At 53.5% G+C, this 25,472-nt stretch carries 21 protein-coding genes and 1 other RNA gene; 10 read left to right on the plus strand and 12 right to left on the minus strand.

All coding sequences use genetic code 11. From position 1 onward, the window contains the following. Position 1 precedes the first annotated feature (1 nt). From sufS to sufA, 5 genes are all read right to left on the minus strand, one after another. Positions 2–1,225 carry a cysteine desulfurase SufS gene (gene sufS, locus EIP93_RS13320; RefSeq protein WP_039489100.1) on the minus strand — a complete coding sequence of 408 codons (1,224 nt, stop codon included), beginning with the start codon at positions 1,223–1,225 and terminating at the stop codon, positions 2–4. Beyond that, positions 1,225–2,571, minus strand: coding sequence for a Fe-S cluster assembly protein SufD (sufD, locus tag EIP93_RS13325; protein ID WP_125232824.1), 1,347 nt, complete (start codon positions 2,569–2,571; stop codon positions 1,225–1,227). Before sufD ends, sufS begins: the two co-directional genes overlap by 1 nt. Then, complete coding sequence (sufC, locus tag EIP93_RS13330; protein ID WP_005970394.1) at positions 2,546–3,292, minus strand: Fe-S cluster assembly ATPase SufC; 747 nt, start codon at positions 3,290–3,292, stop codon at positions 2,546–2,548. Before sufC ends, sufD begins: the two co-directional genes overlap by 26 nt. Positions 3,293–3,389: 97 nt before the next feature. Continuing rightward, the gene (gene sufB / locus EIP93_RS13335; RefSeq protein ID WP_125232825.1) at positions 3,390–4,889 is read right to left on the minus strand and encodes a Fe-S cluster assembly protein SufB; all 1,500 of its coding nucleotides are present in this window, start codon (positions 4,887–4,889) and stop codon (positions 3,390–3,392) included. 13 nt (positions 4,890–4,902) lie between these two features. Next, on the minus strand, positions 4,903–5,274 hold the full coding sequence (gene sufA / locus EIP93_RS13340) for a Fe-S cluster assembly scaffold SufA (RefSeq protein ID WP_039489096.1): 372 nt from the start codon (positions 5,272–5,274) through the stop codon (positions 4,903–4,905). Positions 5,275–5,700: 426 nt separating this feature from the next. On the opposite strand from sufA, the gene EIP93_RS13345 reads away from it, so the two are divergent. Then, positions 5,701–6,102, plus strand: a complete 402-nt coding sequence (locus EIP93_RS13345) for a hypothetical protein (RefSeq protein WP_039489095.1) — start codon at positions 5,701–5,703, stop codon at positions 6,100–6,102. A gap of 47 nt (positions 6,103–6,149) precedes the next feature. Here EIP93_RS13345 and EIP93_RS13350 read toward each other — a convergent pair whose 3' ends face one another. Further along, positions 6,150–6,566 carry a hotdog fold thioesterase gene (locus tag EIP93_RS13350; protein WP_039489094.1) on the minus strand — a complete coding sequence of 139 codons (417 nt, stop codon included), beginning with the start codon at positions 6,564–6,566 and terminating at the stop codon, positions 6,150–6,152. Then, complete coding sequence (ydiJ, locus tag EIP93_RS13355) at positions 6,566–9,619, minus strand: D-2-hydroxyglutarate dehydrogenase YdiJ (protein WP_125232826.1); 3,054 nt, start codon at positions 9,617–9,619, stop codon at positions 6,566–6,568. Before ydiJ ends, EIP93_RS13350 begins: the two co-directional genes overlap by 1 nt. A 297-nt stretch (positions 9,620–9,916) precedes the next feature. Between ydiJ and ydiK the strand changes: the two genes are divergently transcribed. From ydiK to apbE, 3 genes are all read left to right on the plus strand, one after another. Further along, the gene (gene ydiK / locus EIP93_RS13360; protein ID WP_103860436.1) at positions 9,917–11,026 is read left to right on the plus strand and encodes an AI-2E family transporter YdiK; all 1,110 of its coding nucleotides are present in this window, start codon (positions 9,917–9,919) and stop codon (positions 11,024–11,026) included. Between the two features lie 315 nt (positions 11,027–11,341). After that, positions 11,342–11,453: antisense sRNA RprA (gene rprA / locus EIP93_RS13365), an RNA gene on the plus strand. Positions 11,454–11,544: 91 nt separating this feature from the next. Then, positions 11,545–12,591: an FAD:protein FMN transferase ApbE gene (gene apbE / locus EIP93_RS13370; RefSeq protein ID WP_103860435.1), complete on the plus strand. Its 1,047-nt coding sequence runs from the start codon at positions 11,545–11,547 to the stop codon at positions 12,589–12,591. A gap of 165 nt (positions 12,592–12,756) precedes the next feature. Here apbE and ppsA read toward each other — a convergent pair whose 3' ends face one another. Beyond that, positions 12,757–15,135 carry a phosphoenolpyruvate synthase gene (ppsA, locus tag EIP93_RS13375; RefSeq protein ID WP_103970868.1) on the minus strand — a complete coding sequence of 793 codons (2,379 nt, stop codon included), beginning with the start codon at positions 15,133–15,135 and terminating at the stop codon, positions 12,757–12,759. A 300-nt stretch (positions 15,136–15,435) separates the two neighbouring features. Here ppsA and ppsR point away from each other — a divergent pair, with 300 nt between their 5' ends. The 6 genes from ppsR (at position 15,436) to EIP93_RS13405 (ending at position 21,380) form a co-directional block, all read left to right on the plus strand. Beyond that, the gene (gene ppsR, locus EIP93_RS13380) at positions 15,436–16,257 is read left to right on the plus strand and encodes a posphoenolpyruvate synthetase regulatory kinase/phosphorylase PpsR (RefSeq protein ID WP_039490055.1); all 822 of its coding nucleotides are present in this window, start codon (positions 15,436–15,438) and stop codon (positions 16,255–16,257) included. Positions 16,258–16,460: 203 nt separating this feature from the next. Next, positions 16,461–17,507 (plus strand): 3-deoxy-7-phosphoheptulonate synthase, encoded by a 1,047-nt coding sequence (locus EIP93_RS13385; RefSeq protein ID WP_103860433.1) that lies wholly within the window; start codon positions 16,461–16,463, stop codon positions 17,505–17,507. Positions 17,508–17,724: 217 nt separating this feature from the next. Next, positions 17,725–18,774 (plus strand): hemin-degrading factor, encoded by a 1,050-nt coding sequence (locus EIP93_RS13390; RefSeq protein ID WP_103970869.1) that lies wholly within the window; start codon positions 17,725–17,727, stop codon positions 18,772–18,774. Then, positions 18,771–19,589 (plus strand): heme/hemin ABC transporter substrate-binding protein, encoded by an 819-nt coding sequence (locus tag EIP93_RS13395; RefSeq protein WP_125232827.1) that lies wholly within the window; start codon positions 18,771–18,773, stop codon positions 19,587–19,589. The genes EIP93_RS13390 and EIP93_RS13395 overlap by 4 nt, the downstream gene beginning before the upstream one ends. Beyond that, positions 19,586–20,590 (plus strand): FecCD family ABC transporter permease, encoded by a 1,005-nt coding sequence (locus EIP93_RS13400; protein WP_039481224.1) that lies wholly within the window; start codon positions 19,586–19,588, stop codon positions 20,588–20,590. The genes EIP93_RS13395 and EIP93_RS13400 overlap by 4 nt, the downstream gene beginning before the upstream one ends. Continuing rightward, positions 20,583–21,380, plus strand: a complete 798-nt coding sequence (locus EIP93_RS13405) for a heme ABC transporter ATP-binding protein (RefSeq protein ID WP_125232828.1) — start codon at positions 20,583–20,585, stop codon at positions 21,378–21,380. Before EIP93_RS13400 ends, EIP93_RS13405 begins: the two co-directional genes overlap by 8 nt. A gap of 20 nt (positions 21,381–21,400) precedes the next feature. Here EIP93_RS13405 and EIP93_RS13410 read toward each other — a convergent pair whose 3' ends face one another. The 4 genes from EIP93_RS13410 to EIP93_RS13425 form a co-directional block, all read right to left on the minus strand. Then, complete coding sequence (locus tag EIP93_RS13410; RefSeq protein ID WP_103940019.1) at positions 21,401–22,852, minus strand: protein adenylyltransferase SelO; 1,452 nt, start codon at positions 22,850–22,852, stop codon at positions 21,401–21,403. A 187-nt stretch (positions 22,853–23,039) separates the two neighbouring features. Beyond that, positions 23,040–23,765 carry an EAL domain-containing protein gene (locus EIP93_RS13415; RefSeq protein ID WP_125233344.1) on the minus strand — a complete coding sequence of 242 codons (726 nt, stop codon included), beginning with the start codon at positions 23,763–23,765 and terminating at the stop codon, positions 23,040–23,042. 135 nt (positions 23,766–23,900) lie between these two features. Further along, a complete protein-coding gene (locus tag EIP93_RS13420; RefSeq protein ID WP_125232829.1) occupies positions 23,901–24,917 on the minus strand; it encodes a lipoate--protein ligase in 1,017 nt (338 codons plus the stop codon). Between the two features lie 45 nt (positions 24,918–24,962). Further along, positions 24,963–25,439 (minus strand): NlpC/P60 family protein, encoded by a 477-nt coding sequence (locus tag EIP93_RS13425; protein WP_219600635.1) that lies wholly within the window; start codon positions 25,437–25,439, stop codon positions 24,963–24,965. Positions 25,440–25,472 lie beyond the last annotated feature (33 nt).

The raw sequence follows: 25,472 nt of genomic DNA on the forward strand, positions 1-25,472 counted from the left end.
CTTAACTGCCCAGCAATCGATGGATACGTTGCAATCCGGCAACCAGCCGGTCAATTTCTTCGCGTGTAGTATAAACGGCCAGCGAGGCGCGGCACATACTAGGAACACCATAGTGTTCCATCAGCGGCATCGCGCAATGGTGGCCGGTGCGAATCGCAATACCGTACCGATCGAGGAAACTTCCAACATCATAGGCGTGGTGCTGCCCAAGATTAAATGCAATCACACCGTGGCGCTCAGCAGGACCGTAAAGCGTAAGATCGGGCACCTGCGTTAACGCTTCCAGCGCATACTGCATCAGCGAGGATTCATAACGTTGAATGTCTTCACGCCCCAGCGCCGTTACGTAGTCCAACGCGGCACCTAAGCCTATGATACCGCCCGTGTTGGGCGATCCCGCTTCAAAGCGCCACGGTGAATCAGCATAGGTGGTGCCCGTACGCAGACTCACCTGACGAATCATCGCCCCGCCGCCTTCCCACGGTGGCATAGCTTGGAGCAGGTCACGTTTGCCGTATAGCACGCCAATACCCGAAGGGCCGTAGATTTTATGTCCTGAAAAGACAAAGAAATCACAGTCCAGATCCTGCACATCGACAGGCTGATGCATAATAGACTGCGCGCCATCGATCAACACAACCGCGCCCGCCGCTTTTGCCTGCGCAATCATGGCTTTCACTGGGTTCAGCGTGCCCAATACGTTAGAGATCTGCGTCACTGCCAGCAGACGAGTACGTTCGTCCAGCAAGCCAGGAAGTTGCGCAACATCCAGCGTACCATCTTCAGCCAGCGGTAATACACGAACCTCAACGCCACGCGCTTCCGCCAGCATCTGCCAGGGAACGATATTCGCGTGGTGTTCCATCTCAGTGATGATCAGGTTGTCGCCCGGCTGGATGAAAGTGCGGCCATAGCTGTTAGCCACCAGATTGATGGCCTCCGTTGTCCCGCGTACAAAGACAATCTCTTCTGCTGAAGCGGCATTGATAAAGGATGCCACCTTTTCGCGCACCGCTTCCATCGTGCTGGTCGCCTGTGCGCTCAGCGTGTGAATGCCACGATGCACCGCAGCATATTCATGGCGATAGAATTCGGCTTCACGATCGATTACCGCACGCGGTTTTTGCGCACTCGCGGCGCTATCAAGATAGGCTAACGGCTGGCCGTTAACCTCACTTGCCAGCAACGGAAAATCGGCGCGAACCCGCTCAATAGGATAACTCATCATACCGCCTTGCCGGCATTCGCCAGCGCGTTTGGCAAACGCTGCGCGATACGTTCCAGAACCACATCTCGCAGAGACTCGTTTTCAATCGCTTCTGTGACTTCCGCCGCAAAGGCGAAGATGATCATCTGTTGCGCATCCTGCCGCGTAATACCGCGGGAACGCAGATAGAACAGCTGTTCTTCGTCCATACGCCCAATAGTGGCGCCGTGACTGCATTTCACGTCATCTGCGTAGATTTCCAACTGCGGCTTGGTATCGACTTCCGCCAGTCGGCCCAGCAGCAAGTTGTTGTTGGTCATCTGCCCGTCAGTTTTCAGCGCATGCGGCGCAACTTTGATCATGCCGTTAAACACCGCTCTGGCGCGATCGTTGACGATAACCTTATGCAGCTGGCGACTTTCGCCATAACCCTGATTGTGCTCCAGATACGTTCGCGTATCACACACTTCACTACCGACAGGCAGAATCAGGCTATTCATGGACAGATTAGTGCCTTCGCCGTTCAACTGGGCGCTGGTGTTATGACGCGTCAGCCCCGCCCCCAGCAAGAAGCTGTGGCTACGAACCCGAGCGTCACGCGCCAGAACCAGATCGTTATGCGCGAAGTGGTAGCCCGCCGCCGCTTCAAACGCCAGCTTATAATGGCTAACCTGACTATTTTCTGCCGCATTCACCGTCAGGCGCGCACCAGTAAAGTGGGCATGTTCATCCAGACTGACGTAGTGCTCGATAATTTCCGCGCTCGCGCCACGTTCAACGTTCAGATGATGACGATGGTGAACCGTGTTCAACGCCGCCGCCTGACAGCTGCTGATGTGCAACAGGTAAAGCGGTTTTTCCGCCTGCTGTCCGGCAGCCAGACGAATCAACGTACTGGTGCTAGCCAGACTTTCGGTCAGGTGCAGGAACACCTCGGACTGGATGGCCGCAGGCAGCGCGCCACGCGCACGCGACGTCTGTACATCAACCTGATAAGGGCCCCAGTCGCTGTCGCTAAGTTCGGCATTGAATACACCATCGACAAACACCAGACGCCAGCTATCCACGGCTAATGCCACGGCATCTACCGCTGCACGATCGAGAAACGGTGCCTGCGGTGCGACAAATTCGTTGCTCAGCAAGCCATCCAGCGGCGTGTATTTCCAGTGCTCATGCTTACGGTGTGGTAAACCAAGGCGCACTACGTCCTGCCAGTGTTGGTTTGCCTCTTCAGAACGGCGCGACGCATCACGCTCAAACAGGCCATGCCATTGTTGCAGCGCCTGCTCTTGCTTCTGGGCGATGCTGGTTTTACCCGTCGCGTTGTCGCTCGTCACCTTATTGCTCGTCGGTAAGCCAGCCATAGCCTTGCTCCTCCAACTGTTTCACCAGCGAGAAATCACCGGATTTCACAATACGTCCCTGATACAGAACGTGGACGTGATCCGGTTTGATGTAATCAAGAATACGCTGGTAGTGCGTTACGATGATGAACGAGCGTTTGCCGTCGCGCAGGGAGTTCACGCCGTTAGAGACGATTTTCAGTGCATCGATATCCAGCCCGGAGTCGGTTTCATCCAGAATGCACAGATCCGGCTCCAGCGCCGCCATCTGCAGAATATCGTTACGCTTCTTCTCACCGCCGGAGAAGCCCACGTTGACCGAACGGGTCAACAAATCTTCCGGCATATTCAACAACTTGATCTTTTCTTCGATAAAGTCGGCGAAGTCAAAGCGATCCAGCGGTTCTTGCTCGCGGTATTTACGCACCGCGTTAACGGAGGTTTGCAGGAAGAACTGGTTGCTGACGCCGGGGATTTCGACAGGGTACTGAAACGCCATAAAGACGCCTTCGCCCGCGCGATCTTCTGGAGACAATTCCAGCAGATCCTTCCCTTTGAAGCTGACAGAACCGTCGGTCACTTCATATTCTTCACGTCCAGCCAGCGTTGCGGAGAGCGTACTCTTTCCTGAGCCATTCGGGCCCATAATCGCGTGGACTTCACCCGGCTTAATGGTGAGATTAAGCCCTTTGATGATCTCTTTACCTTCTACGCTGACTTTTAAATTTTCGATGCTTAACATGCTTATTCCTTCCAACGCCCAATGTGGCGAGCGCTTAATGAATTCCGGGACCGATGATTCTCATTATTCGTCTGTGAAAATCCCGGTAACCGCCGAATTAACCGACGCTGTGTTCCAGGCTAATCGCCAGTAACTTTTGTGCTTCTACCGCAAATTCCAACGGCAATTCAGAGAAGACGTCCTTACAGAATCCGTTCACGATCATCGAGATGGCGTCATCTTCGCTGATACCGCGTTGTAGACAGTAGAACAGCTGGTCTTCACCAATTTTCGAGGTCGTCGCTTCGTGCTCCAACTGCGCGGTATTGTTGCGCACTTCCACGTAGGGGAAGGTATGTGCGCCGCACTCGCTGCCGATCAGCATAGAGTCACACTGGGTGAAGTTACGGGCGTTGGTCGCGCTCGGCATGATCTTCACCAGACCACGGTAGGTGTTCTCACTGCGTCCGGCGGAAATCCCTTTGGAGATGATGGTCGAACGGGTGTTTTTACCGATGTGAATCATCTTGGTGCCGGTATCGGCCTGCTGACGACCATTGGTCAAGGCAACAGAGAAGAATTCGCCGACGGAGTAGTCACCGCGCAGAATAACGCTCGGGTATTTCCAGGTGATCGCTGAGCCGGTTTCTGACTGCGTCCATGACATTTTTGAATGCTCACCAGCACACAGCGCGCGCTTGGTCACGAAGTTCAGAATCCCGCCTTCTGCGTCATCTTTACCAGAGAACCAGTTCTGCACCGTGGAGTATTTCACTTCGGCATTCTTGTTGATGATGACTTCCACCACGGCGGCGTGCAGCTGGTAGGTGTCACGAACCGGCGCGGAGCAGCCTTCAATGTAGCTAACATAACTGTCGTCATCGGCGATCAGGATCGTACGCTCGAACTGACCGGTTTTCGCCGCGTTGATGCGGAAATACGTCGACAGTTCCATCGGGCAGCGCACGCCTTTCGGGATGTACACAAACGTGCCGTCAGAGGCAACTGCCGAGTTCAGCGCCGCAAAAAAGTTGTCGTTCGCCGGTACGACCGTACCGAGATACTGACGCACCAGTTCGGGATGCTCCTGAATCGCCTCGCTGAATGAGCAGAAGATAATGCCTTTTTCAGCCAGCTCATGCCGATACGTGGTCGCAACAGATACGGAGTCGAAAATCGCATCGACAGCCACTTTCTTGCCTTCACGGACAGGAACACCCAGCTGATTAAACGCATTCTCTACCTCGCTGGTCAGGTAATTATTCACGTCCGTAATCCCGGATTGCTGCTTGGCGCCGGGCTCAGAGCCGCAGCTGTCATCGCAGTTACCGCAGGAAGGCGCGGAATAATAGCTATAGTCCTGATAGTCGAGTTTTTCGTAATGGGCTTTCAACCAATGCGGCTCTTCCATCTCCAGCCACGCTTTGTAGGCGTTGAGACGGAATTCCAACATCCACTCAGGTTCATTACGCTTCGCCGAGATCGCCCGTACGACATCTTCGTTGATGCCATGCGCCAGCTCATCGGTTTCCAACTGCGTGAAAAAACCTTCTTTATAGCGTCCATCACCCATCCAGATCTGGACATCATCAGGTACATCTACCGTGCTACGAGCCATAATTTTTCATCACTTAAATGCCAAAGCTTTCGCCACATCCACAAGCATGCTGCGCTCTGGGATTATTAAACTTGAATATCTGATTCAGCCCTTCACGGACGAAATCAAGTTCTGTGCCGTCAATGAAAGGCATCGCTTTCAGTGGGACATACAGTTTTGCGCCATCACGTTCGAAGACCAGATCGTCGGTCTCAAACTCCTGTACCAGATCCAGCACGTAGCCAAACCCTGCACAGCCTGATTGTTTAACGCCGAGCCGCAGTCCTTGCACGGCTTCATCCTGCTTCATCAGATTCTTAATCTGCTTCACGGCGCTCTCGGTCAGCGTCAGTCCTTGCCAGACATTTTCATCCAGTGAAAACGTCCCTACATTTTCCGCTTGCATATGGAATACCTCATTGCGTGTGGTACCAGTTTTAGGCTGGTTTCCCCTAATGTTAGTGATAATGAAACTAGCTTCAACCTCTTGTTTCGCAGGGCTATTCGTAACATTTCGGTTTTTAGCGAGCCAATAGCGCTATTTTACACGTCTCCGACGCGCCAAACAACGCGGCGAAAAATCGACTAACCAATTGATAATAAATGAATTAATATCATCACCCCTGCCCCTTTCGGGAAGGTAAAAATTATCATCTCATTATCATTATTATAACATTTATCGGCGATACCTATTTGTAAAACAGGGAAGGTATATGAAGATTTATGTGATTTCCGATCGGACTTTTGACGTTAAAGCACATTTTGCCCATTGATCATGGCCTTTTTTATCAATATGATAATGATTATCATTTCATATTCGGGATCGATAACCATGCTTTCCGTGAATGCCTGGCTGCACCATCAAATTGACGAATATAAATTTCAGATTCGCGATGCCACCGTTGATTTCTATATGGCGGAAGCTCGCCTGAACCGTCCAAGAAGCAATATTGACCATTTACGTCGCTATCATAACGCCTGCATGGACATGGTTGAACTCTGTCTGAGAAATGGCGATGACGACAGCTATCTGCATGCGCTGGTTAAGCTGCACAATCGGTTGATTAAAGAGATTAATAATGAAGGGCGTTGCCACCTCTTTCGAGTGCAAAGCTACTACTTTGCCCGTAACACGCTGAAATCAATTTGCCATCAGCTAAGCATGCAAGGCTCATGGGATAAAGCCACCGAGTTTCAGACAGACTTTGTTAAGCGTGTGCCGTTTCTCCCCTGAAGAGCAACTGAACCAGACACGTTAGCCGTCTGGTTCAGTGCCTCTGCTTACGGTGTAATGACCGACGTCGTCAGACGTGAAATGCAACACAAGCGATTCTGATTATCAAAAATCTCAATCTGCCACACCTGACTACGGCGGCCGACGTGAAGCGCCCGGCACACGCCCCGCACTTCCCCTTCGCGCACGGCTCGCAGATGGTTGGCATTAATTTCCAGCCCCACAACCTGCTGTTCACCTTCAGAACACAAATAGCCCGCGACGGAACCCAGCGATTCCGCCAACACGACGGACGCGCCGCCGTGCAATAAGCCAAATGGCTGGCGCGTGCGAGAATCTACCGGCATCACCGCTTCCAGAACATCCTCAGTAAGGCAGGTATAACGAATGCCAACATGACCCACCATACACGTTTGGCTCGGTTCATTAAGCTGCTCAAGCGTAACCTGTCGTTTCCATAGCATCAGATAATCTCCAGCAAGGCCTGTAGCGGATGGCGCAATGCGCGCCCTTCCATCCGTTTCACCTGACTGCGGCACGAATAGCCGGTAGTCAGGCAGCGTTTCTGCGGTAACTTCTGCAACACCTGCTGCCAGGACAGCGCATAGATTCCCTGCGAGTTAGCGAGGTTCTTGGTTTCATGCCCGTAGGTTCCCGCCATGCCGCAGCATCCGACGCTGACATTCTCCAGTTTGGCACCAAAGCGCGAGAAAATGTCTGACCACTGTTTCGTACTTATCGGCAGCGCCGTGGTTTCCGTACAGTGGCCCAGCAGATACCAGGATTCGCCAGTGGCAGACTGCGGCGTACTGTCTGCCAAAGCCGTCACCAGCCATTCATGCACCAGTTGCACCTGAAAATCGCCACGTTTCTCACCCAGAATTTCACGGTATTCGTCGCGATAACACAGCACCAGCGCGGGATCGACGCCCACCATTGGCATCCCCAGTTTGGCTACGCGGTTCAGGAAATCTGCCGTCTTCGAGGCCGTTTTGGCAAAACGCTGCAAGAAGCCTTTAATGTGCTGCGCTTTTCCGTTCGGCGAGAACGGCAACAGCACCGGTTTCAGCTTCAGTTTTTCGATCAGGTGGACGAAATCAGCCACCACTTGCGCATCGTAATAACTGGTAAACGGATCCTGCACGATTAACACATACTGTTGGCGCGCCGCTTCCGGCAACTGTTCCAGCTGTTCCAGCGTGGTGTTGACGCCGCTATGTCCGGCAAACTGCTGACGCAGCGACGGCGATGACAGCAAGGGCAAATCGACCATACCAATCTGGCTGCGGCTCAGGTTATTCAGCAGCGGCATTTTCAGGAAGAAGTTAAACGTCTTCGGGCTGCGCGCCATCAGCGGCGCATAGCTTTCGACACCGGCCACCAAATAGTCACGAACCGGACGCAGATAGCGCGTGTGGTAAAGTTGCAGGAAGCGAGAGCGGAAACCGGGCACGTCAATTTTGATAGGGCACTGCGTTGAGCAGGCTTTACACGCTAGACAGCCCGACATCGCGTCTTTGACTTCGTGCGAGAAATCGTAATCCCCTTGCTTCGCCTGCCAGGTATTGCGGGTCTTCTGGATAAACGCGCGCAGGCTCAGCTTCTGCTGCGGCAAAGCGTTCTCCAGCGCGACCGGATCGACGCCCTGTTCCGCCAGCAGGCGTAACCATTCACGAACCAGCGTCGCACGACCTTTCGGTGAATGAATGCGGTTGCCGCTGATTTTCATCGACGGGCACATTGGGCTACGGGCATCAAAGTTAAAGCACAACCCATTGCCGTTACATTCCATCGCACCACGAAACGCCGTACGCACCGTCAGCGGGATCGTGCGATCAAACGTGCCGCGCTTGACCGCATCGACTTTCATCATCGGCGCATCCACGTCCAGCGGCGCACAAATTTTCCCAGGATTAAGCCGGTTATCGGGGTCAAACGCCGCTTTGATACGGCGCAGTTCGGCATACAGCTCCGGCCCAAAGAATTCAGGGCTGTATTCGGCGCGGAAGCCTTTGCCGTGCTCACCCCACAGCAGACCGCCATATTTGGCCGTCAGCGCGACAATCTGGTCGGAAAGCTGTTTCATCAGCATTTCCTGTTGCGGGTCGCACATGTCCAGTGCGGGACGGACGTGCAACACCCCTGCGTCCACATGGCCGAACATGCCGTACGTCAGGTTATGGCTGTCCAGCAGCGCGCGGAACTCTTCAATGTAATCAGCCAGATGTTGTGGCGGCACACAGGTATCTTCCGCAAACGGGATCGGTTTAGCCTGCCCTTTACTGTTGCCCAGCAGCCCGACAGCTTTTTTCCGCATCGCGTAAATACGTTCGATGCCAGCCAGATCGTTACAAGTTTGGTAGCCAATCACCCCGCCTTCTCCGGTAGCCAGCAGCGTATCCAGTCGCTGACAGAGCGCGTCGACCTGCCCGTTAATCAGCGCTTCATCATCCCCCGCGAACTCCACGATATTCAGGCCGAGCATTTCCTGATTAGGCACATCGGTAATCAGTTCACTGACGGAGTGCCAAACGATATCTTCGCGGGCAAGGTTTAAGACTTTGGAATCCACGGTTTCAACGGATAAGGCTTTCGCTTCCACCATGAACGGCGCATTGCGCAACGCTGAGTTGAAGGAGTCGTATTTGATATTCACCAAACGACGGCTCTTCGGCAGCGGCGTGATATCGAGCTTCGCTTCGGTGATAAACGCCAGCGTGCCTTCAGCCCCAGTCAGAATACGCGTCAGGTCAAAGGTACGGAGATCGTCGCTGAACACATGGCGCAGGTCATAACCTGTCAGAAAACGATTCAGCTTAGGGAACTTGTCGATAATCAACGCACGCTGTTCGCGGCAGCGGTGCAGCACCGTATGGTAAATGCGGCCGATGGCGGAATCTTCTAACGCCAGTTTCTCTGCCAGTTCGACCGACATCGCCTGCGTATCCAGCATCTCGCCGCCCAGCAGGATCGCACGCAGCCCCAGCACATGGTCTGAGGTTTTACCGTACACCAGCGAACCTTGCCCTGATGCATCGGTATTGATCATGCCACCCAGCGTCGCCCGGTTACTGGTCGACAGTTCAGGTGCGAAAAAATAGCCGTAAGGCTTCAAATACTGGTTAAGCTGATCTTTAATCACGCCAGCTTCGACGCGCACCCAGCCTTTCTCAGGATTGATCTCCAGAATGCGGTTCATATAACGCGACATATCGACCACGATGCCGCGGTTCAGCGCCTGCCCGTTCGTTCCTGTCCCGCCACCGCGTGGCGTAAAGGTCAACCCGGAAAAACGCGTATCACCCGCCAGCCGTGAGAGGATCGCCACATCGGCGGTTGAGCGGGGGAAAACCACCGCATCCGGCAAAAGTTGGTAGATACTGTTATCCGTTGCCATCGTCAGACGATCGGCATAATTAGTCGCCGTATCGCCTGTGAATCCATTTTTCTTCAATGCTTCCAGAAAATTAAGCACCGGCTGGACCAGCCCGGGAGATTGCGTGATCTGTGGGATCATTATTTTTTGACCCTGTCCGTACATGATGTGTTTGCCAATATGTCGTGAAATGCCTGTGAAGAGTCTGCTATAGCCGCTCTGTCATCGGGGACATCACGTTTTATCACATTTCGCAATCGTGTGCGCTCCCGGATCGGCAAAAACATACAGCGTGTTGGCGAACCGTCGTTTCACCAACAAAATGTTCAACAGGCTGTCAAAACACCCGGAAATATCTCATGATGACGTTGTGATTAAATCAGTTCACCCAAACCACCTCACCTTCAGCCTTTTCTTTTGCTATTGAGGAACCATTCGTTGAGCAAATATTCTCAACCACCACGATTTGACCTGGCCAGAATCCTGTTCAGTCTGGTGTTTATTACCATCATGATTATTGCCTGTTTTTGGGTGGTGCAGCCTTTTATTCTGGGATTCGCCTGGGCATGTATGGTGGTCATTGCCACCTGGCCGATGCTGATTAAATTTCAGGCGCTATTATGGGGGCGGCGTTCTCTGGCAGTGCTGGTGATGACGTTGCTGCTTATCCTGCTATTTATTGTCCCGATTGCCGTTCTTGTCAGCAGCGTGGTGGATAACAGCTCGGCGCTAATGAGCTGGGGAGCCAGACAGGAAAACTTTTCGCCACCGACGCTGGAGTGGCTGACGTCCATTCCTTTAGTGGGAGAGAAATTATTTAACAGCTGGCAGGCGCTGTTGCAAAGCGGTGGCAGCGGTCTGTTCGCCAAAGTGCAACCCTATTTTGGTAAAACGGCGACCTGGCTGGTGGCACAGGCTGCGCATGTCGGGCGTTTTCTGATGCACTGCTCCCTGATGCTGATCTTCAGCGCCCTGCTTTATTACAAGGGCGAAGCCGTTGCGAAGGCCGTGCGACATTTCGCTATCCGGCTGGGACAGGAGCGCGGCGATGCCGCCGTGATTCTGGCAGCACAGTCAATTCGTGCCGTCGCACTGGGCGTGGTGGTAACGGCTATCGTGCAATCGGTGCTAGGCGGAATCGGTCTGGGGCTATCTGGGATTCCCTACACCACACTATTAACCGTTCTGATGTTTCTATGTTGTCTGGCGCAGTTGGGGCCACTTCCGGTATTGATTCCTGCGATTATCTGGCTGTATTGGACGGGCGATACCACTTGGGGCACCATCCTGCTGGTATGGAGCTGTTTCGTTGGCACCATCGATAACATTATCCGTCCGGTATTAATCAGAATGGGAGCCGATCTTCCTATGCTGCTGATTCTTTCTGGCGTGATTGGCGGGTTGTTGGCGTTTGGCATGATTGGGATATTTATTGGTCCGGTCGTCCTCGCTGTTTCCTACCGTCTGCTGTTTGCCTGGATGCGTGAAATCCCCGAACCGCAAAACATCCTCTCCGTTAATACGTCTAACACACCGAATAAAGAGTAAGACTGGTAATCACCGTTTTATCTTCCCGTGGGCGGTACGCCGCCCACGCATTCCCTTTCCCAGCATCGCTGCTTCGGCTCTATTTTCCGGTTCTCTTTTTTCGACACTATCATTCCCTTACTTTTTCAATAGGTAAAAGTAACTAATGATTAACCCTCTATTCCTAGGGATTAGTCCTAAAAATTTTGATATCATTTCTCTAATGCATCAATATTATTGACAATATAAAAACTCTGAGAGACCAACTCTTAAAAGATAATTAACTATTAGGATGATTCTTAATGACGAAATAGGCCATAATCCATAGGATAAATACCGGAGCTAGTATTAACCTACTGTTTGTCAATGAGGTTTCCTCCTCGTCAGAGTTAGTAACGAATTGCTGTGTGTAGTCTTTGCCCATCCCCTGAGATGGGCCTTTTTTTTCCTTTCATTTGTCTTCCATTCAATTACGCCTCATCCCTTTTTTGTTACTCTCCTGTCTGCCTACTCTCAGTTCAGTTTTTCAGGAGTTTTTCATGATGCCTCTCGCCGCGAAGAGATTGCTACTCTGTGGCTTATTCACCCTTCTGACAGCCTGCGATAATCCAACGCCGACGACACAGCGCCCTTTGTTGACCATTGAAGGCAAGACCATGGGGACGTTTTATAGCGTAAAAATTAGCGGCGACGTCACCGAAGACAAAACACAGTTGCAACGGGAAATCGATGCCCTGCTGGAGCAGGCCAATAACGACATTTCCACCTACCGTGACGATTCGGTGCTGTCGCGTTTTAATCAGTACCGGGGAACGGAACCACAGCCCATCAGCCATGGCATGGCGGATATCATTCTGGCCGCGCTGCGTATCGGTAACGCGACGCACGGCGCGATGGATATCACCGTCGGCCCGTTGGTTAATCTCTGGGGATTTGGCCCGCAGAAGCAGCCTACGCGGATTCCCAGCCAACAGCAGATTGATTTAGCGCGGCAAAATGTCGGGCTGCGCCACCTGAAACTGATCGGTGACGAAAAAGGCGAGTGGATTCAGAAAGACCTTCCGGATTTGTATGTCGATCTCTCCACGCTGGGCGAAGGCTACGGCGCAGACGTTCTCGCGCAGCTAATGACGCGTAAAGGGATCACCAATTATCTGGTTTCCGTCGGTGGTGCGATTTCCAGCCGTGGGGTGAACGCCGAGGGTACGCCGTGGCGTGTGGCGATTCAGAAGCCAACCGACCAGGAAAATGCAGCGCAGGCGGCGGTGAATTTGCAGGGTTATGCGATCAGCACCTCCGGCAGCTATCGGAATTATTTTGAGGAAGACAGCAAACGCTATTCTCACGTTATCGATCCCGAGACGGGCAGACCGATTACTCATCAGTTGGTTTCTGCAACCGTGATTGCGCCAACCGCGCTGGAAGCCGATGGCTGGGATACGGGTTTAATGGTGTTGGGAACGGAGAAAGCGTTGAAGCTGGCGGAACAGCAGGGGTTGGCGGTTTATCTGATTACCAAAACGGATAAGGGCTTTAGCGCAGTGATGACGCCACAGTTCAAATCCTTCCTGATTGCGGCACCGTAAGAAACACCAAGGCCAACGGCAGCCCCATCGTGATAAGAGCGAGATACACGGGGCGACCACGGAGTGAGGTATCCCTGCGGGAACCTCATCTCCGTGTTTCCCCTAAAATCTGACATCGCCGGCTACCATGACGCCCGCTAACTGCCGAGCATCATGGCGTACGGATTATTTGTGCTCAGCCAGATTCAGCCAGGTTTGCACCACGGTGTCTGGGTTGAGCGACAGGCTATCGATGCCCTGCTCCATCAGCCAGATCGCGAAATCTTCGTGATCTGACGGGCCCTGACCGCAAATACCGACGTATTTACCCTGTTTCTTGGCAGCTTTAATCGCCATCGACAGCAACGCCTTCACCGCATCGTTACGTTCATCAAACAGCGACGATACCACGCCGGAGTCACGATCCAGACCCAGCGCCAGCTGCGTCATGTCGTTTGAACCGATGGAGAAGCCATCAAAGTGTTGCAGGAATTCATCGGCCAACAGCGCGTTGGACGGAATTTCGCACATCATGATGATTTTCAGACCGTCTTCGCCACGGCGCAGGCCTTGATTCGCCAGTTCGGCAATCACCGCTTCCGCTTGGGCCACGGTACGCACGAACGGGATCATGATCTCGACGTTCTTCAGGCCCATCACGTTACGCACGCGTTTGACCGCTTCACATTCCAGCGCAAAACAGGCTTTGAAGTCCGGCGATACGTAGCGGCCTGCACCGCGGAAACCCAGCATCGGGTTTTCTTCTTCCGGCTCATAGCGCTCGCCGCCGACCAGATTGGCGTATTCGTTCGATTTAAAATCGGACAAACGGACGATGACGCGCTTCGGCGAGAATGCCGCTGCCAGCGTCGCAATCCCTTCCACCAGACGACCTACGTAGAATTCCACCGGATCGTCGTAGCCCTGCATCAGCGTTTTGATCTCGCGTTGCAGCTCAGGGGCTTGCTGGTCAAATTCCAGCAGCGCACGCGGGTGCACGCCAATCATGCGGTTGATGATGAATTCCAGACGCGCCAGACCGACGCCATCGTTTGGCAGACAGGCGAAATCAAATGCGCGGTCAGGGTTACCTACGTTCATCATGATTTTCAGCGGCAATGCGGGCATTTCATCAATCTGTGAACTCTTCACGGAGAAGTCCAGCAGATCCTGATACACATAACCGGTGTCGCCTTCCGCACAGGACACCGTCACTTTCTGCCCTTTGCGCAAACGCTCGGTCGCATCGCCACAGCCCACGACGGCCGGGATGCCCAGTTCGCGTGCGATAATCGCCGCGTGGCAGGTACGTCCGCCGCGATTGGTAACAATCGCCGCCGCCTTCTTCATGATCGGTTCCCAGTCTGGGTCGGTCATGTCGGTCACCAGCACATCTCCCGCGTTGATCAGGTGCATCTCGCTGATGTCCTGAATCACTTTTACTTCGCCCGCACCGATACGGTGGCCGATCGCACGACCTTCCACCAGCACCGTGCCGCTGGCAGGCAGGTGATAACGCTCCATGACCTGGCCGTTGGAACGTACGGTCTCAGGGCGTGCCTGCACGATATAGAGTTTGCCTGTGTGGCCATCTTTCGCCCACTCGATGTCCATCGGGCGGCCGTAGTGTTTCTCAATCAGCAGTGCCTGACGCGCCAGCGCCTGCACTTCGTCATCCGTCAGACTGAAACGTGTCGTTTGTTCTGTCGGCACATCTTCAATCCGTACCTGCTTGCCATGTTCCTGGCTCGCGGCATACACCATACGGATTTTTTTCGATCCCATGTTACGGCGCACAATCGCCGGTTTGTTGTTCTGCAAGGTCGGTTTGTGAACATAGAACTCATCCGGGTTCACCGCACCCTGCACCACCATTTCACCCAAACCGTAAGCCGAGGTGATGAACACCACCTGATCAAAACCAGATTCGGTATCGATGGTGAACATCACGCCTGCGGAGGCCAGATCGGAACGCACCATACGCTGCACACCCGCCGACAGCGCCACGCCACGGTGGTCATACCCCTGATGTACACGATAGGAGATCGCACGATCGTTAAACAGCGACGCAAACACGTGCTTCACCGCCACCATCACCGCGTCAATGCCCTGCACGTTCAGGAAGGTTTCCTGTTGGCCGGCAAAGGACGCATCCGGCATATCTTCTGCCGTGGCGGAAGAACGCACGGCAAACGAGGCGTCTTTCTCACCATCGGCCAGTTGCTGATAGGCGTCACTGATTGCCTTTTCCAGCTCCGGCTGGAATGGCGTATCAATAATCCACTGGCGAATCTGCGTACCGGCGCTCGCCAGTTGACTCAGATCGTCAATGTCGGTGCGATCGAGCAGCTCATAAATGCGCTGGTTGATCCCGCTTTGATTAAGAAAATCATTAAACGCCTGCGCCGTTGTCGCAAAACCGTTGGGAACGGCTACGCCCAATCCTGAAAGGTTGGTGATCATTTCACCCAGAGAGGCATTCTTGCCCCCCACCCTTTCAACGTCGTGCATACCGAGCTGGTTATACCAAAGGACATTACGCAAATCAGGGCCGTTATTGGACATCGAAAATAATCCTTTCTGCATACAATTAGGGTATGAAAGAGTTCGGTTGAGAATCGCCTCAACGCAATCAGGTTAGCATAGCGTTTTGATGAACATGGACAGGTGAATCGATCAACCTATGAAAAAAAACTGATTTCACGGCGAATGATTGCTTAACACGGTAAAAATCCAATATCGTAGAAGATTAGCATTCTTTATCATGAAGATAATGAAATGGCGTTTTAATAAAAGTATTCTTGAAACGCAATTTTTGACGAGGTTAACGTGTTCGAGCTGTCGGAAATATCACAAGGGGGTTATGTGGAAAGGAACGTATTTTATGTCTCGGACGGTACAGCCATTACGGCAGAAGTACTGGGTCATGCGGTGTTATCCCAGTTCCCCGTGAACACGGTTAGCTATACCTTACCTTTCGTGGAAAGTGAAGCTCGCGCCAAAGCCGTGTGTGAGCAAATCAATACGCTATATCAGCAAACCGGTGTGCGCCCGCTGGTGTTTTACTCCATCGTCACGCCGACCGTGCGTAACATTATTACCAGCAGCGAAGGGTTTTGCCAGGACATCGTGCAGGCGCTGGTTGCCCCCTTGCAGGAAGAATTGAACACGCCGCCTACGCCGATTGCCAACCGCACTCACGGTTTGACGGCCAATAACCTAAGCAAATACGACGCCCGTATTGCCGCCATCGATTATACGCTGGCGCACGATGACGGTATTTCGCTGCGCAACCTCGATCAGGCACAGGTTATTTTGCTGGGTGTGTCACGCTGCGGTAAAACGCCGACCAGCCTGTATCTGGCGATGCAGTTCGGCATTCGCGCTGCCAATTATCCTTTTATTGCCGATGATATGGATAACCTGCGCCTGCCTGATGCGTTAAAACCTTTCCAGCACAAGCTATTCGGGCTCACTATTGATGCCGAACGGCTGGCGGCCATTCGGGAAGAGCGTCGGGGAAACAGTCGCTACGCTTCGTTGCGCCAGTGCCGCATGGAACTCAGTGAAGTTGAAGCACTATTTCGCAAGCATCAGATTAAATATCTCAATACCACCAATTACTCTGTTGAGGAAATTTCCGCCAAAATCATCGACATTCTCGGCATGAGTCGGAGAATGTACTAGTACATGATAGATTTTTTATCCTGATGCGGTTGTAATGTGCGCCATTTCGTTTATTGTGTGCACCATCACTTCCCGGCATTTCGCCGCTGCGAAGCAACCTTTTAGTCGGAAACATAGCCTGAAAACGCTGTCTGAAAACACTGTCATGTCCATGCATTTCGGTGACGACAGGTTTTCGGCTTGACCGTATTCAGAGATAAAACATGCTGCAAACAGATGAACTGCGGAGCGCGCGCATCGAGAGTCTGGTTACGCCTCAAACGCTACTCGCCAGACTCCCGATTACCCCTGCCGTTGCCGAAAATGTCACCTCGTCACGCAAGAAAATCGAAGCCATTCTAACCGGCCAAGATCCCCGTTTACTCGTCGTGGTTGGCCCGTGTTCCATCCATGACACCGATAGCGCGTTAGATTATGCACGCCGTCTGGCTGCACTACGCACGCAGTATCAGGATCGACTGGAAGTCGTCATGCGCACCTATTTTGAAAAACCGCGCACGGTGGTGGGCTGGAAGGGACTCATTTCCGATCCCGCGCTCAATGGAACCTTCCAGGTGAATGAAGGGCTGGAAATTGCACGCCGCCTGCTGCTGGACGTCAACCAGCTTGGCTTGCCGACCGCGACGGAATTCCTCGATATGGTCACTGGCCAATATATATCCGACCTGATTAGCTGGGGCGCGATTGGCGCGAGAACTACCGAAAGCCAGATCCACCGGGAAATGGCCTCGGCGCTGTCCTGCCCTGTTGGCTTCAAGAACGGGACAGACGGTAATACGCGCATCGCCGTCGATGCCATTCGTGCCGCTCGCGCCCAGCACATGTTCCTCTCGCCGGATAAGCAGGGCTTCATGTCAGTCTACAAAACGCAGGGTAACCCGTTTGGCCACATTATTATGCGTGGCGGGAAAAAACCGAACTACCACGCGGAAGATATCGCCGCCGCCTGCGATCATCTGCGTGAATTCTCGTTGCCCGAACATCTGGTGATCGATTTTAGTCATGCCAACTGTCAGAAACAGCATCGCCGTCAGCTCGACGTTGCCGATGACATCTGCCAGCAAATTCGCGCGGGTTCACGCGCCATTGCGGGCATCATGGCGGAAAGTTTCTTAATCGAAGGCAACCAGCCGGCGATCAATCCTCTGGCATTGACGTATGGGCAATCCATTACCGATCCGTGCCTGAGCTGGCAGGATACCGAAACACTGCTGGCACGTCTGGCAGACGCCGTCGACAGTCGTTTTTAATCCGATATACGCTGGCACACTCACCTTCCCCGGTAGTGTGTCAGCCGTTTTCCTGCTTTCCCGCCGCTCATCTCGCTATCTCGCAGCACGTAAATACCTCTTACGATTCCTCTTATTCCACTTATTAAGAAAACTTCACTTGAGGTTGCGTTTTTGTTACATGAAAATGATTCTCATTCATTGCTATAATCAACACGACAACGATTAAGGGAACGAGATGCAGACGTCCATTTACCAACAATACCTCCAGGCTAAAGTAGAACATCCGCGCAAATACGCCCGCGATCTGGCTGCACAACTCGGCATCAGCGAAGCGGAATTGACGCACGCCCGCGTCGGACACGATGCACAGCGTCTACAGGGTGATGCCAAAGTTTGGCTCAGTGCACTGGAGCAGGTTGGTAATACCAAGTCGATCACGCGCAACGAATACGCCGTGCATGAGCACACCGGTTACTATCAAAACCAGACGCTTGATGGGCACGCAGGTCTTATCCTCAACCCGCGCGAGTTGGATCTGCGTTTGTTCCTTTCTCAATGGGCTTCCGCCTTTGCGCTGCGTGAAAATACCGCACGCGGTGAGCGCCAGAGCATTCAATTTTTCGATCATCAAGGTGATGCCATTCTGAAGGTCTACACGACCGACACCACGGACATGGACGCCTGGCAGTTATTTGTTGAGAAATTTACCAGCAGCGAAAACCCTGCCTTGGCACTTCGTCCAGCGAACAGCGCAGCAGCCGAGCAGGTCACTGCCCATAATCCTCAGCTTGAAGCGGACTGGCGTGCTATGACGGATGTGCATGATTTCTTCATTCTGCTCAAGCGCTATAACCTGACGCGTCAGCAGGCGTTTAACTCGGTCGCTGACGATCTGGCCTACCGCGTAGAAAACGATGCGCTGTCACAGATTCTGTTTGCCGCGCGTGAAGATCAGAACGAGATCATGGTATTCGTCGGTAATCGTGGCTGTGTGCAAATCTTCACCGGTACGCTTGAGCGTGTAGAGCGTATGGAGCAGCATGCGGAATGGATTAACATCTTTAATAAAGATTTCACCCTGCATCTGATTGAAGGCGCGATCGCTGAAAGTTGGATCACGCGTAAACCGACAGCCGACGGTATTGTGACCAGCCTCGAACTCTATGCCGCAGACGGCTCTCAAATTGCACAACTCTTTGGGCAACGTACCGAAGGCACGCCGGAACAACAGCAGTGGCGCGACCAGATCGATGCCCTGAAACCGCATAAGGATCTCGCCGCATGAAAAACTGGCTATTCCCCCTGCTATTGACACTCCCGCTGGGGGTGTCTGCTGCTGAACGTATCGTTTCTATCGGCGGCGACGTCACGGAAATCATCTATGCGCTGGGCGCAGAGAAAGATCTGGTTGCGCGCGACAGCACAAGTCTGCATCCGGAAGCGGTGAAGAAACTGCCTGACGTAGGCTACATGCGCCAGCTCAACACCGAAGGTATTCTGGCAATGAAACCGTCTCTGGTTCTCGCCAGCGATCTGTCTCAGCCATCACTCATCCTGCAGCAGGTGGCGGACAGCGGCACAAAAGTGGTTCATATAACCGCCGAGCCATCGCTGGATGCGGTGCCGAAGAAAATCGGGGCCATCGCTCAGACGCTAGGAAAGGACGCAGAAGGTAAAAAACTAACGGAAACTTATCAGCAACAGTTGGCGGCAGTAAAAACGTCACCGCTGCCGGTTAATGTGCTGTTCATTCTCAGCCACGGCGGCATGACCGCGCTGGCTGCGGGCAAAAATAGCCCGCCAGACACCATTATCCGCAGCGCCGGATTAAAAAATGCCATGCAAAACGTTGAGCGCTACCAGCCATTGTCGCAGGAAGGTGTGATCGCCAGTGCGCCGGATCTGATTCTGATCTCCAGTCAAGGATTGAAAACGTTGGGTGGTGAAGCACAGGTCTGGAAGTTACCCGGCCTGGAACTGACACCTGCGGGTAAGAACAAACGCCTGTTAGTGGTCGATGACATGGCAATGCTCGGCTTCACGCTCGATACCCCGACGCTCATGGCGACGCTGCGTCAAACAGCTGAAGCGATAAAATGACGTCACGGTTTCACCCGCGCACGTGGTTGATCGCACTGCTGTTATTGATGGTGGCGCTGATGGTGGGTGCCGCCAACATGGGTGCGCTCCCCCTATCACTCAAGATGTTATGGCAAACGCCGCTTGACGATCCGATCTGGCATATCTGGCTGAATATCCGCGTACCTCGCGTGCTGCTGGCGATCCTCGTCGGTGGCGCGCTGGCCTGTTCCGGCGCGATTATGCAGGGGTTATTTCGTAATCCGCTGGCCGATCCTGGTCTACTTGGGATCAGCAGCGGTGCCGCGCTCTGCGTCGCGCTGACTATCGTGCTGCCGCTCGGCCTTCCCCCTCTGCTGGCGCTTTACGGCCCGATGTTCGCCGCTTTCGCGGGTAGTCTGGCGATTACAGCGATCATTTTCATCCTCAGCCGCTCCGAACAGGGTGGATTAACCCGACTATTGCTGGCAGGTATTGCGCTCAATGCGCTGTGTCTTGCCCTCATCGGCGTTTTGACCTACATCAGTACCGATCAGCAACTGCGCCAGTTCTCACTGTGGGGAATGGGGAGCCTCGGACAAGCACAATGGCCAATGCTGCTCGTTGCCAGCACGCTGGTCATCCCCGCCACGATCGCCACCTTATACTACGCACACCGTCTGAACGTTTTGCAATTAGGGGACGAAGAGGCGCATTACCTTGGCGTTAATGTGAAACGCACCAAGTACACGCTGCTGCTGCTGAGTTCGCTGTTAGTTGGCGTGGCGGTGGCGGTCAGCGGCGTGATCGGGTTTATCGGGCTTATCATCCCACACCTGATGCGCATGCATCTGGGGGCCGACCATCGCTGGCTCATCCCCGGCTCTATCCTCGGCGGTGCCTGTCTGCTGTTGTTTGCGGATACACTGGCACGCACGCTGCTTTCTCCAGCAGAAATGCCTGTTGGTTTGTTAAGTAGCCTGATTGGCGGGCCGTATTTCTTATGGCTGATCGTTCAGCATAAAGGGCGAGGCAATGACTGACTCAGCGCTCGATCGGACGTTAGTCGCACGTCATCTACGCTTTCAGACCAACGGGCGTTATCTGACAGATGACGTTTCTCTGGCGCTACATCCTGGGGAAATCGTCGCGATTATCGGCCCTAACGGTGCGGGGAAATCCACCCTGCTCCGTTTACTGACCGGTTATTTGACGCCAGATGAAGGCGAGTGCCTGTTAGCCGGACAGCCTTTTTCGCACTGGCAGCCCGGCGCGCTCGCAAAAACGCGTGCGGTGATGCGTCAACATAGCAGCATGGCGTTTGCGTTTAGCGTGCGGGATGTCGTTGCGATGGGGCGATCCCCTCATGGGCGCTACCCAAAAAATGATGATGTTATTCAGCAGGTCATGGCGCAAACAGGCTGTCTGGAACTGGCTACGCGCGACTATCGTCAGCTTTCCGGCGGGGAGCAACAGCGGGTGCAACTGGCTCGCGTGCTGGCGCAGCTGTGGCATCCAGAGCCGACGCCGGGTTGGTTATTTCTCGATGAACCGACTTCGGCGCTGGATCTGTACCACCAGCAGCACCTCTTACGGCTGCTCAAGCAGCTTACACGCGAACAGCCGTTATCCGTATGCTGCGTCCTGCACGACCTGAATCTGGCCGCGCTGTATGCCGATCGCATTCTGCTGCTGCACGAAGGAAAGCTGGTCGCACAAGGCACGCCTGCGCAAGTGCTACAGGCAGAGACGTTGACCCACTGGTATCGCGCCGATCTCAGCGTCGGTTCACACCCTGACTACACCATCCCGCAGGTTTATCTGCGGCAATAGCCAAGTCCCCCTGCTCCGGTTCAACTGGAGCAGGAAATCTCCAGATGCTTACCCCACTCTGGCGGTAACGCCGCTAAATCGTTCTTCTCCGGCTGTTCATCAAACGGTTGGCACAGCGCCTGATGCAGACGCGCCAGCACACTGATGTCGTCGCTTTCCGCCCGTTCAATCGCCATTTGTGCCAGATAATTACGCAGAATATATTTCGGGTTCGTCGCATTCATCAGCCGACGGCGTTCCTCATCGCTCTGCTCTTCCTGCATCAGCCTCTGGCGATAGGTCGCAAACCAGCTATCGAACGCAGCCCTGTCAATGAATTCATCACGGAGCGGCGAGCGTGATGCCTGCTTCTCGCTGTCTGCCAGCAGACGGAACGTGCGGGTGTAATCGCTGCCTTCCTGCTGCATCAAACGCAACAGCCCGACCAGCACGTCATTATCTTCAGAACTTGCGGTAAATAAGCCCAGCTTAGCGCGCATCAGCGTACCATAGTGCTGCATCAACGCCGGTTCGTAGCGGGCAAGCGCACGCTCCAGCGTTTCAGTGTCCATCAGTCCCGACAGCGCCTGCGCCAGCCGATGCAAATTCCACAGCCCCACGGCAGGCTGATTGTCAAACGCGTAGCGCCCGCGATGGTCGGAGTGATTGCAAATGAAACCGGGCTGATAGGCATCTAAAAAGCCATAAGGGCCGTAGTCGATGGTCAGCCCTAAAATCGACATGTTGTCCGTATTCATTACGCCGTGCGCAAAACCGACGGCCTGCCAATGTGTAATCAGACGGGCAGTACGCTCTACCACATCACCGAACCACAGCTCATAACGCCGCTCGTCGTTTTCCCACTGCGGCCAGTGGCGAGCGATCACATACTCCACCAGCTGACGCACCTTTTCTGGCTCACGGCGATAGTAGAAGTGCTCAAAATGACCGAAGCGCACATGGCTCTCTGCCACGCGCAGCAGCATTGCACCCTTTTCTTCCTGCTCACGCTGGACCGGATGTGTACTGGTGACAATCGTCAGCGCCCGCGTGGTGGGAATTCCCAGATGGTGCATCGCTTCCGAGGCCAGAAATTCGCGTATTGCTGAGCGCAGCACCGCACGACCGTCGCCCATGCGCGAATACGGCGTCAGCCCCGCACCTTTCAGATGCCAGTCCATACTGCGGCCATTTGCCAGCTGTTGTTCCCCTAACAGAATGCCGCGCCCGTCACCCAACTGACCGGCCCACGCGCCAAACTGATGGCCGCTATAAACCTGCGCCAGCGGTGCCATTCCCGGCAGCAAACGCTCGCCGCTCCAGACGGCATCCTGTTCTGGCGTAAACCAGTCGGAAGACAACCCGAGCTCCGCGGCCAATCCCTCGCTGTGATAAAGCAGACGAGCGCCATGCAGCGGCGTCGGCTGTAGCGCGGTATAGAACCCCGGCAGTTGGTCAAAATAGTGATTTTTGAATAACGGTGTCTGCTGCATCCTGTCTCCCTAATACCACTCTATTCAGGTGAAGAGAGCCACGCGCTCACCACACAACAATTAACGGGTAGATAGAAAGTGTAGAGGGATGGCAATGAAATTAACACGGAGGAAACGCAGGGGTATTATTTTCACGATCGGTATTCAGGAAGCCCCTTCGCCCCCCAAGACGGTTGGCGCGATTGAGTCAGCCAATAAGTGCCGTGCGTTGCTCAAGCTTGTCAAAATGTACGGCAGGCCACATCTGTCCCTGAACGGCATCAATGTTCAGCAGTCTCATTTTATTCAGGTGCGCCATCGTATCGATCTCCTTGGCGACAACACTGATACCTGCATAGCTGTTTTTAATCGTCCGCAGTAACGGCTCCATCATCAGCGTATTGGCCGGGCGTGATAAAAGCTGCCCGATAAACTGACGATCCAATTTCACGCCACGAACGAGCCCATCGTGCAAAGGTTTAAGCGTTGTTTTTCCAGAACCAAAATTATCCAGCCATAAAGGAACGGATTGGCTTAGATTCAGCAGCGCGGCATTTTCTTTGCCCTGCGATAGCTGGGGGAAAAGCTCATTAATCTCCAACAAAACAAAATCGAGGTGTTTGATTTCGCCGCGTAGCACGTCGGATTTAATTAACATTTCGGTTATTTGATGCCCTACCTTCAGCACTAGCTGAATGTGGTTATCAATAAACCATGCGGATTTATCTTTGATAAAAAGCAGCTGTTCACAAACAAAATCATATTGTTGTCGTGGGCTTAACTGCATGAGGAGAATATCGGCAGGCATACTCAACTTGCCTGAAAGCCCATTAAAATGGCTGATCATTTCGACTGCCAACAGCGTTCCATCCAACCTGAATATCGGCCAAAAAACGTAGTCACTGGTGTAGTCAACAGCAAGATGGATGCGCATGATCCCGTACTGCATAGAGTCTATAATAATCACATTAAGTTATTATTATAGACTACGCTATAGCGCTTATCGCACAACGCACGAAAAGCGCTTTTCTGCTATGCAACGGAGTCATTAAGCGTCCGACTTCACGATCTAGCGCAAACTTTGCTCCAGCCACTCAGCCAGTTCCTGCAATTCGTTTTGCTGTTCGGGGAAAGCGGTAATCAGCGCCTGACACGCCGCCGCCAACGCTTCTGGACGATACGCCGTTCCCTGTAATGCGGAAGCTAACGCTTCTAACGGCGCGGGATTCAGACTATCGGTATAAATCTGGGCACGGACGATCACGCCGCGCTCCACATCGAAATGTAATTCAACGCCGCCCCAGATAAAGCGGTTATCCAGTAAATGCGAGAAATCCGGCGCCTGACCGAAGTTCCATTCCCAGCTACTTTGGCGCGCAAACTGCTCGCTGAATCCGGGTAGATTCGGGTGGGCAGATGGTGAGATAATTTCCGGCTCGCACTGTTCGCCAAAATAATCAAAGAAAGACTGCGTCACCGCCTGACAAATCACCTGATGATCGACAGAAGGCAGTAATTCCATCAGATTGGCAACGCGGGAACGCACGGACGTAATCCCTTTTGCCTGTAGTTTCTTAACATCCGGATTCAAATAATCGGCTAAGCGGCTGAGATCTGCGTTCAGCAGCAGCGTACCGTGATGGAACCCGCGATCTTTGGTTTCGCGGTAGGCAGAACCGGACACCTTGCGCACGCCGTCCGCAGTTTCCACCACCAGATCGTTACGCCCCGAGGCGCTGGCCTTTAACCCAAGCGAACTGAGTGCATCCAGAACAATCTGCGTTGAGACGCTTTTATCGTATTCTGGTTTGCCCGCCATGAAGGTAAAGCAGGTATTACCGAGATCATGGAAGACCGCCCCACCGCCGCTGCTGCGCCGCGCCAGCTTGATCCCATCCTCTTCCATCCGCCGCGTATTGCACTCTTTCCACGGATTCTGGGCACGACCAATGACGACGGTTTCCGCATTGCGCCATAAAAACAGTACCCGCTGCGTGGTAGGCATCTGACGAAAGATGCACTCCTCAACGGCCAGATTAAACCAGGGATCGTAAGAATCAGAGATCAATAAACGCAGAGAGGACATGAGTGGATAGCTCCATGCTGTCAACAAAACAAAATAAGGAAGGAATCAGATGCGGCGGGCTTGCCAGTACGCCCGTTTCCAGTACACGTTATCCAGCGACGAACGGATGACGCCCTGACTGGTGGAGGCATGAATAAACTGGTCGTCTTTGTCATAAATGCCGACGTGCAGCCCACTGCTGCCGCTGCCCGTTTTGAAAAAGACCAAATCGCCCGGTAACAAGTTATCGCGGTCAACGCGCTCGCCCAGTTCAGTTTGTTCTTCCGTGGTGCGCGGCAGTTGCATACCAAACCTATCGCGAAATGTCAGGTAAACAAAGCCAGAACAATCGACGCCGTTACGATCCAGCCCACCATAGCGATAAGGCGTTCTGTACCATTGCCCGAGTTGATCGTTTAGCTGCACCATCACCATGATCGAATCGCTCAGACGCGCATTCGGCGGCGGATTATTATGTCGACTACTGCTACAGCCGACCAAAATCAGGCTGGCGAGGATCAAAGCATGTCGTAAACGTATCATCGCGATTACCATAAAACCGCCGAGGCCATAGTC

It is taken from the genome of Pectobacterium versatile, from assembly GCF_003932035.1.
Taxonomy (GTDB): domain Bacteria; phylum Pseudomonadota; class Gammaproteobacteria; order Enterobacterales; family Enterobacteriaceae; genus Pectobacterium; species Pectobacterium versatile.

Excerpts from the sequence above, each read along its gene's own strand:
- sufS (WP_039489100.1), bottom strand. The coding sequence starts at position 1,225 with ATGAGTTATCCTATTGAGCGGGTTCGCGCCGATTTTCCGTTGCTGGCA.
- sufD (WP_125232824.1), bottom strand. The coding sequence starts at position 2,571 with ATGGCTGGCTTACCGACGAGCAATAAGGTGACGAGCGACAACGCGACG.
- sufC (WP_005970394.1), bottom strand. The coding sequence starts at position 3,292 with ATGTTAAGCATCGAAAATTTAAAAGTCAGCGTAGAAGGTAAAGAGATC.
- sufB (WP_125232825.1), bottom strand. The coding sequence starts at position 4,889 with ATGGCTCGTAGCACGGTAGATGTACCTGATGATGTCCAGATCTGGATG.
- sufA (WP_039489096.1), bottom strand. The coding sequence starts at position 5,274 with ATGCAAGCGGAAAATGTAGGGACGTTTTCACTGGATGAAAATGTCTGG.
- EIP93_RS13345 (WP_039489095.1), top strand. The coding sequence starts at position 5,701 with ATGCTTTCCGTGAATGCCTGGCTGCACCATCAAATTGACGAATATAAA.
- EIP93_RS13350 (WP_039489094.1), bottom strand. The coding sequence starts at position 6,566 with ATGCTATGGAAACGACAGGTTACGCTTGAGCAGCTTAATGAACCGAGC.
- ydiJ (WP_125232826.1), bottom strand. The coding sequence starts at position 9,619 with ATGATCCCACAGATCACGCAATCTCCCGGGCTGGTCCAGCCGGTGCTT.
- apbE (WP_103860435.1), top strand. The coding sequence starts at position 11,545 with ATGATGCCTCTCGCCGCGAAGAGATTGCTACTCTGTGGCTTATTCACC.
- ppsA (WP_103970868.1), bottom strand. The coding sequence starts at position 15,135 with ATGTCCAATAACGGCCCTGATTTGCGTAATGTCCTTTGGTATAACCAG.
- EIP93_RS13385 (WP_103860433.1), top strand. The coding sequence starts at position 16,461 with ATGCTGCAAACAGATGAACTGCGGAGCGCGCGCATCGAGAGTCTGGTT.
- EIP93_RS13390 (WP_103970869.1), top strand. The coding sequence starts at position 17,725 with ATGCAGACGTCCATTTACCAACAATACCTCCAGGCTAAAGTAGAACAT.
- EIP93_RS13395 (WP_125232827.1), top strand. The coding sequence starts at position 18,771 with ATGAAAAACTGGCTATTCCCCCTGCTATTGACACTCCCGCTGGGGGTG.
- EIP93_RS13400 (WP_039481224.1), top strand. The coding sequence starts at position 19,586 with ATGACGTCACGGTTTCACCCGCGCACGTGGTTGATCGCACTGCTGTTA.
- EIP93_RS13405 (WP_125232828.1), top strand. The coding sequence starts at position 20,583 with ATGACTGACTCAGCGCTCGATCGGACGTTAGTCGCACGTCATCTACGC.
- EIP93_RS13410 (WP_103940019.1), bottom strand. The coding sequence starts at position 22,852 with ATGCAGCAGACACCGTTATTCAAAAATCACTATTTTGACCAACTGCCG.
- EIP93_RS13415 (WP_125233344.1), bottom strand. The coding sequence starts at position 23,765 with ATGCGCATCCATCTTGCTGTTGACTACACCAGTGACTACGTTTTTTGG.
- EIP93_RS13420 (WP_125232829.1), bottom strand. The coding sequence starts at position 24,917 with ATGTCCTCTCTGCGTTTATTGATCTCTGATTCTTACGATCCCTGGTTT.
- EIP93_RS13425 (WP_219600635.1), bottom strand. The coding sequence starts at position 25,439 with ATGATACGTTTACGACATGCTTTGATCCTCGCCAGCCTGATTTTGGTC.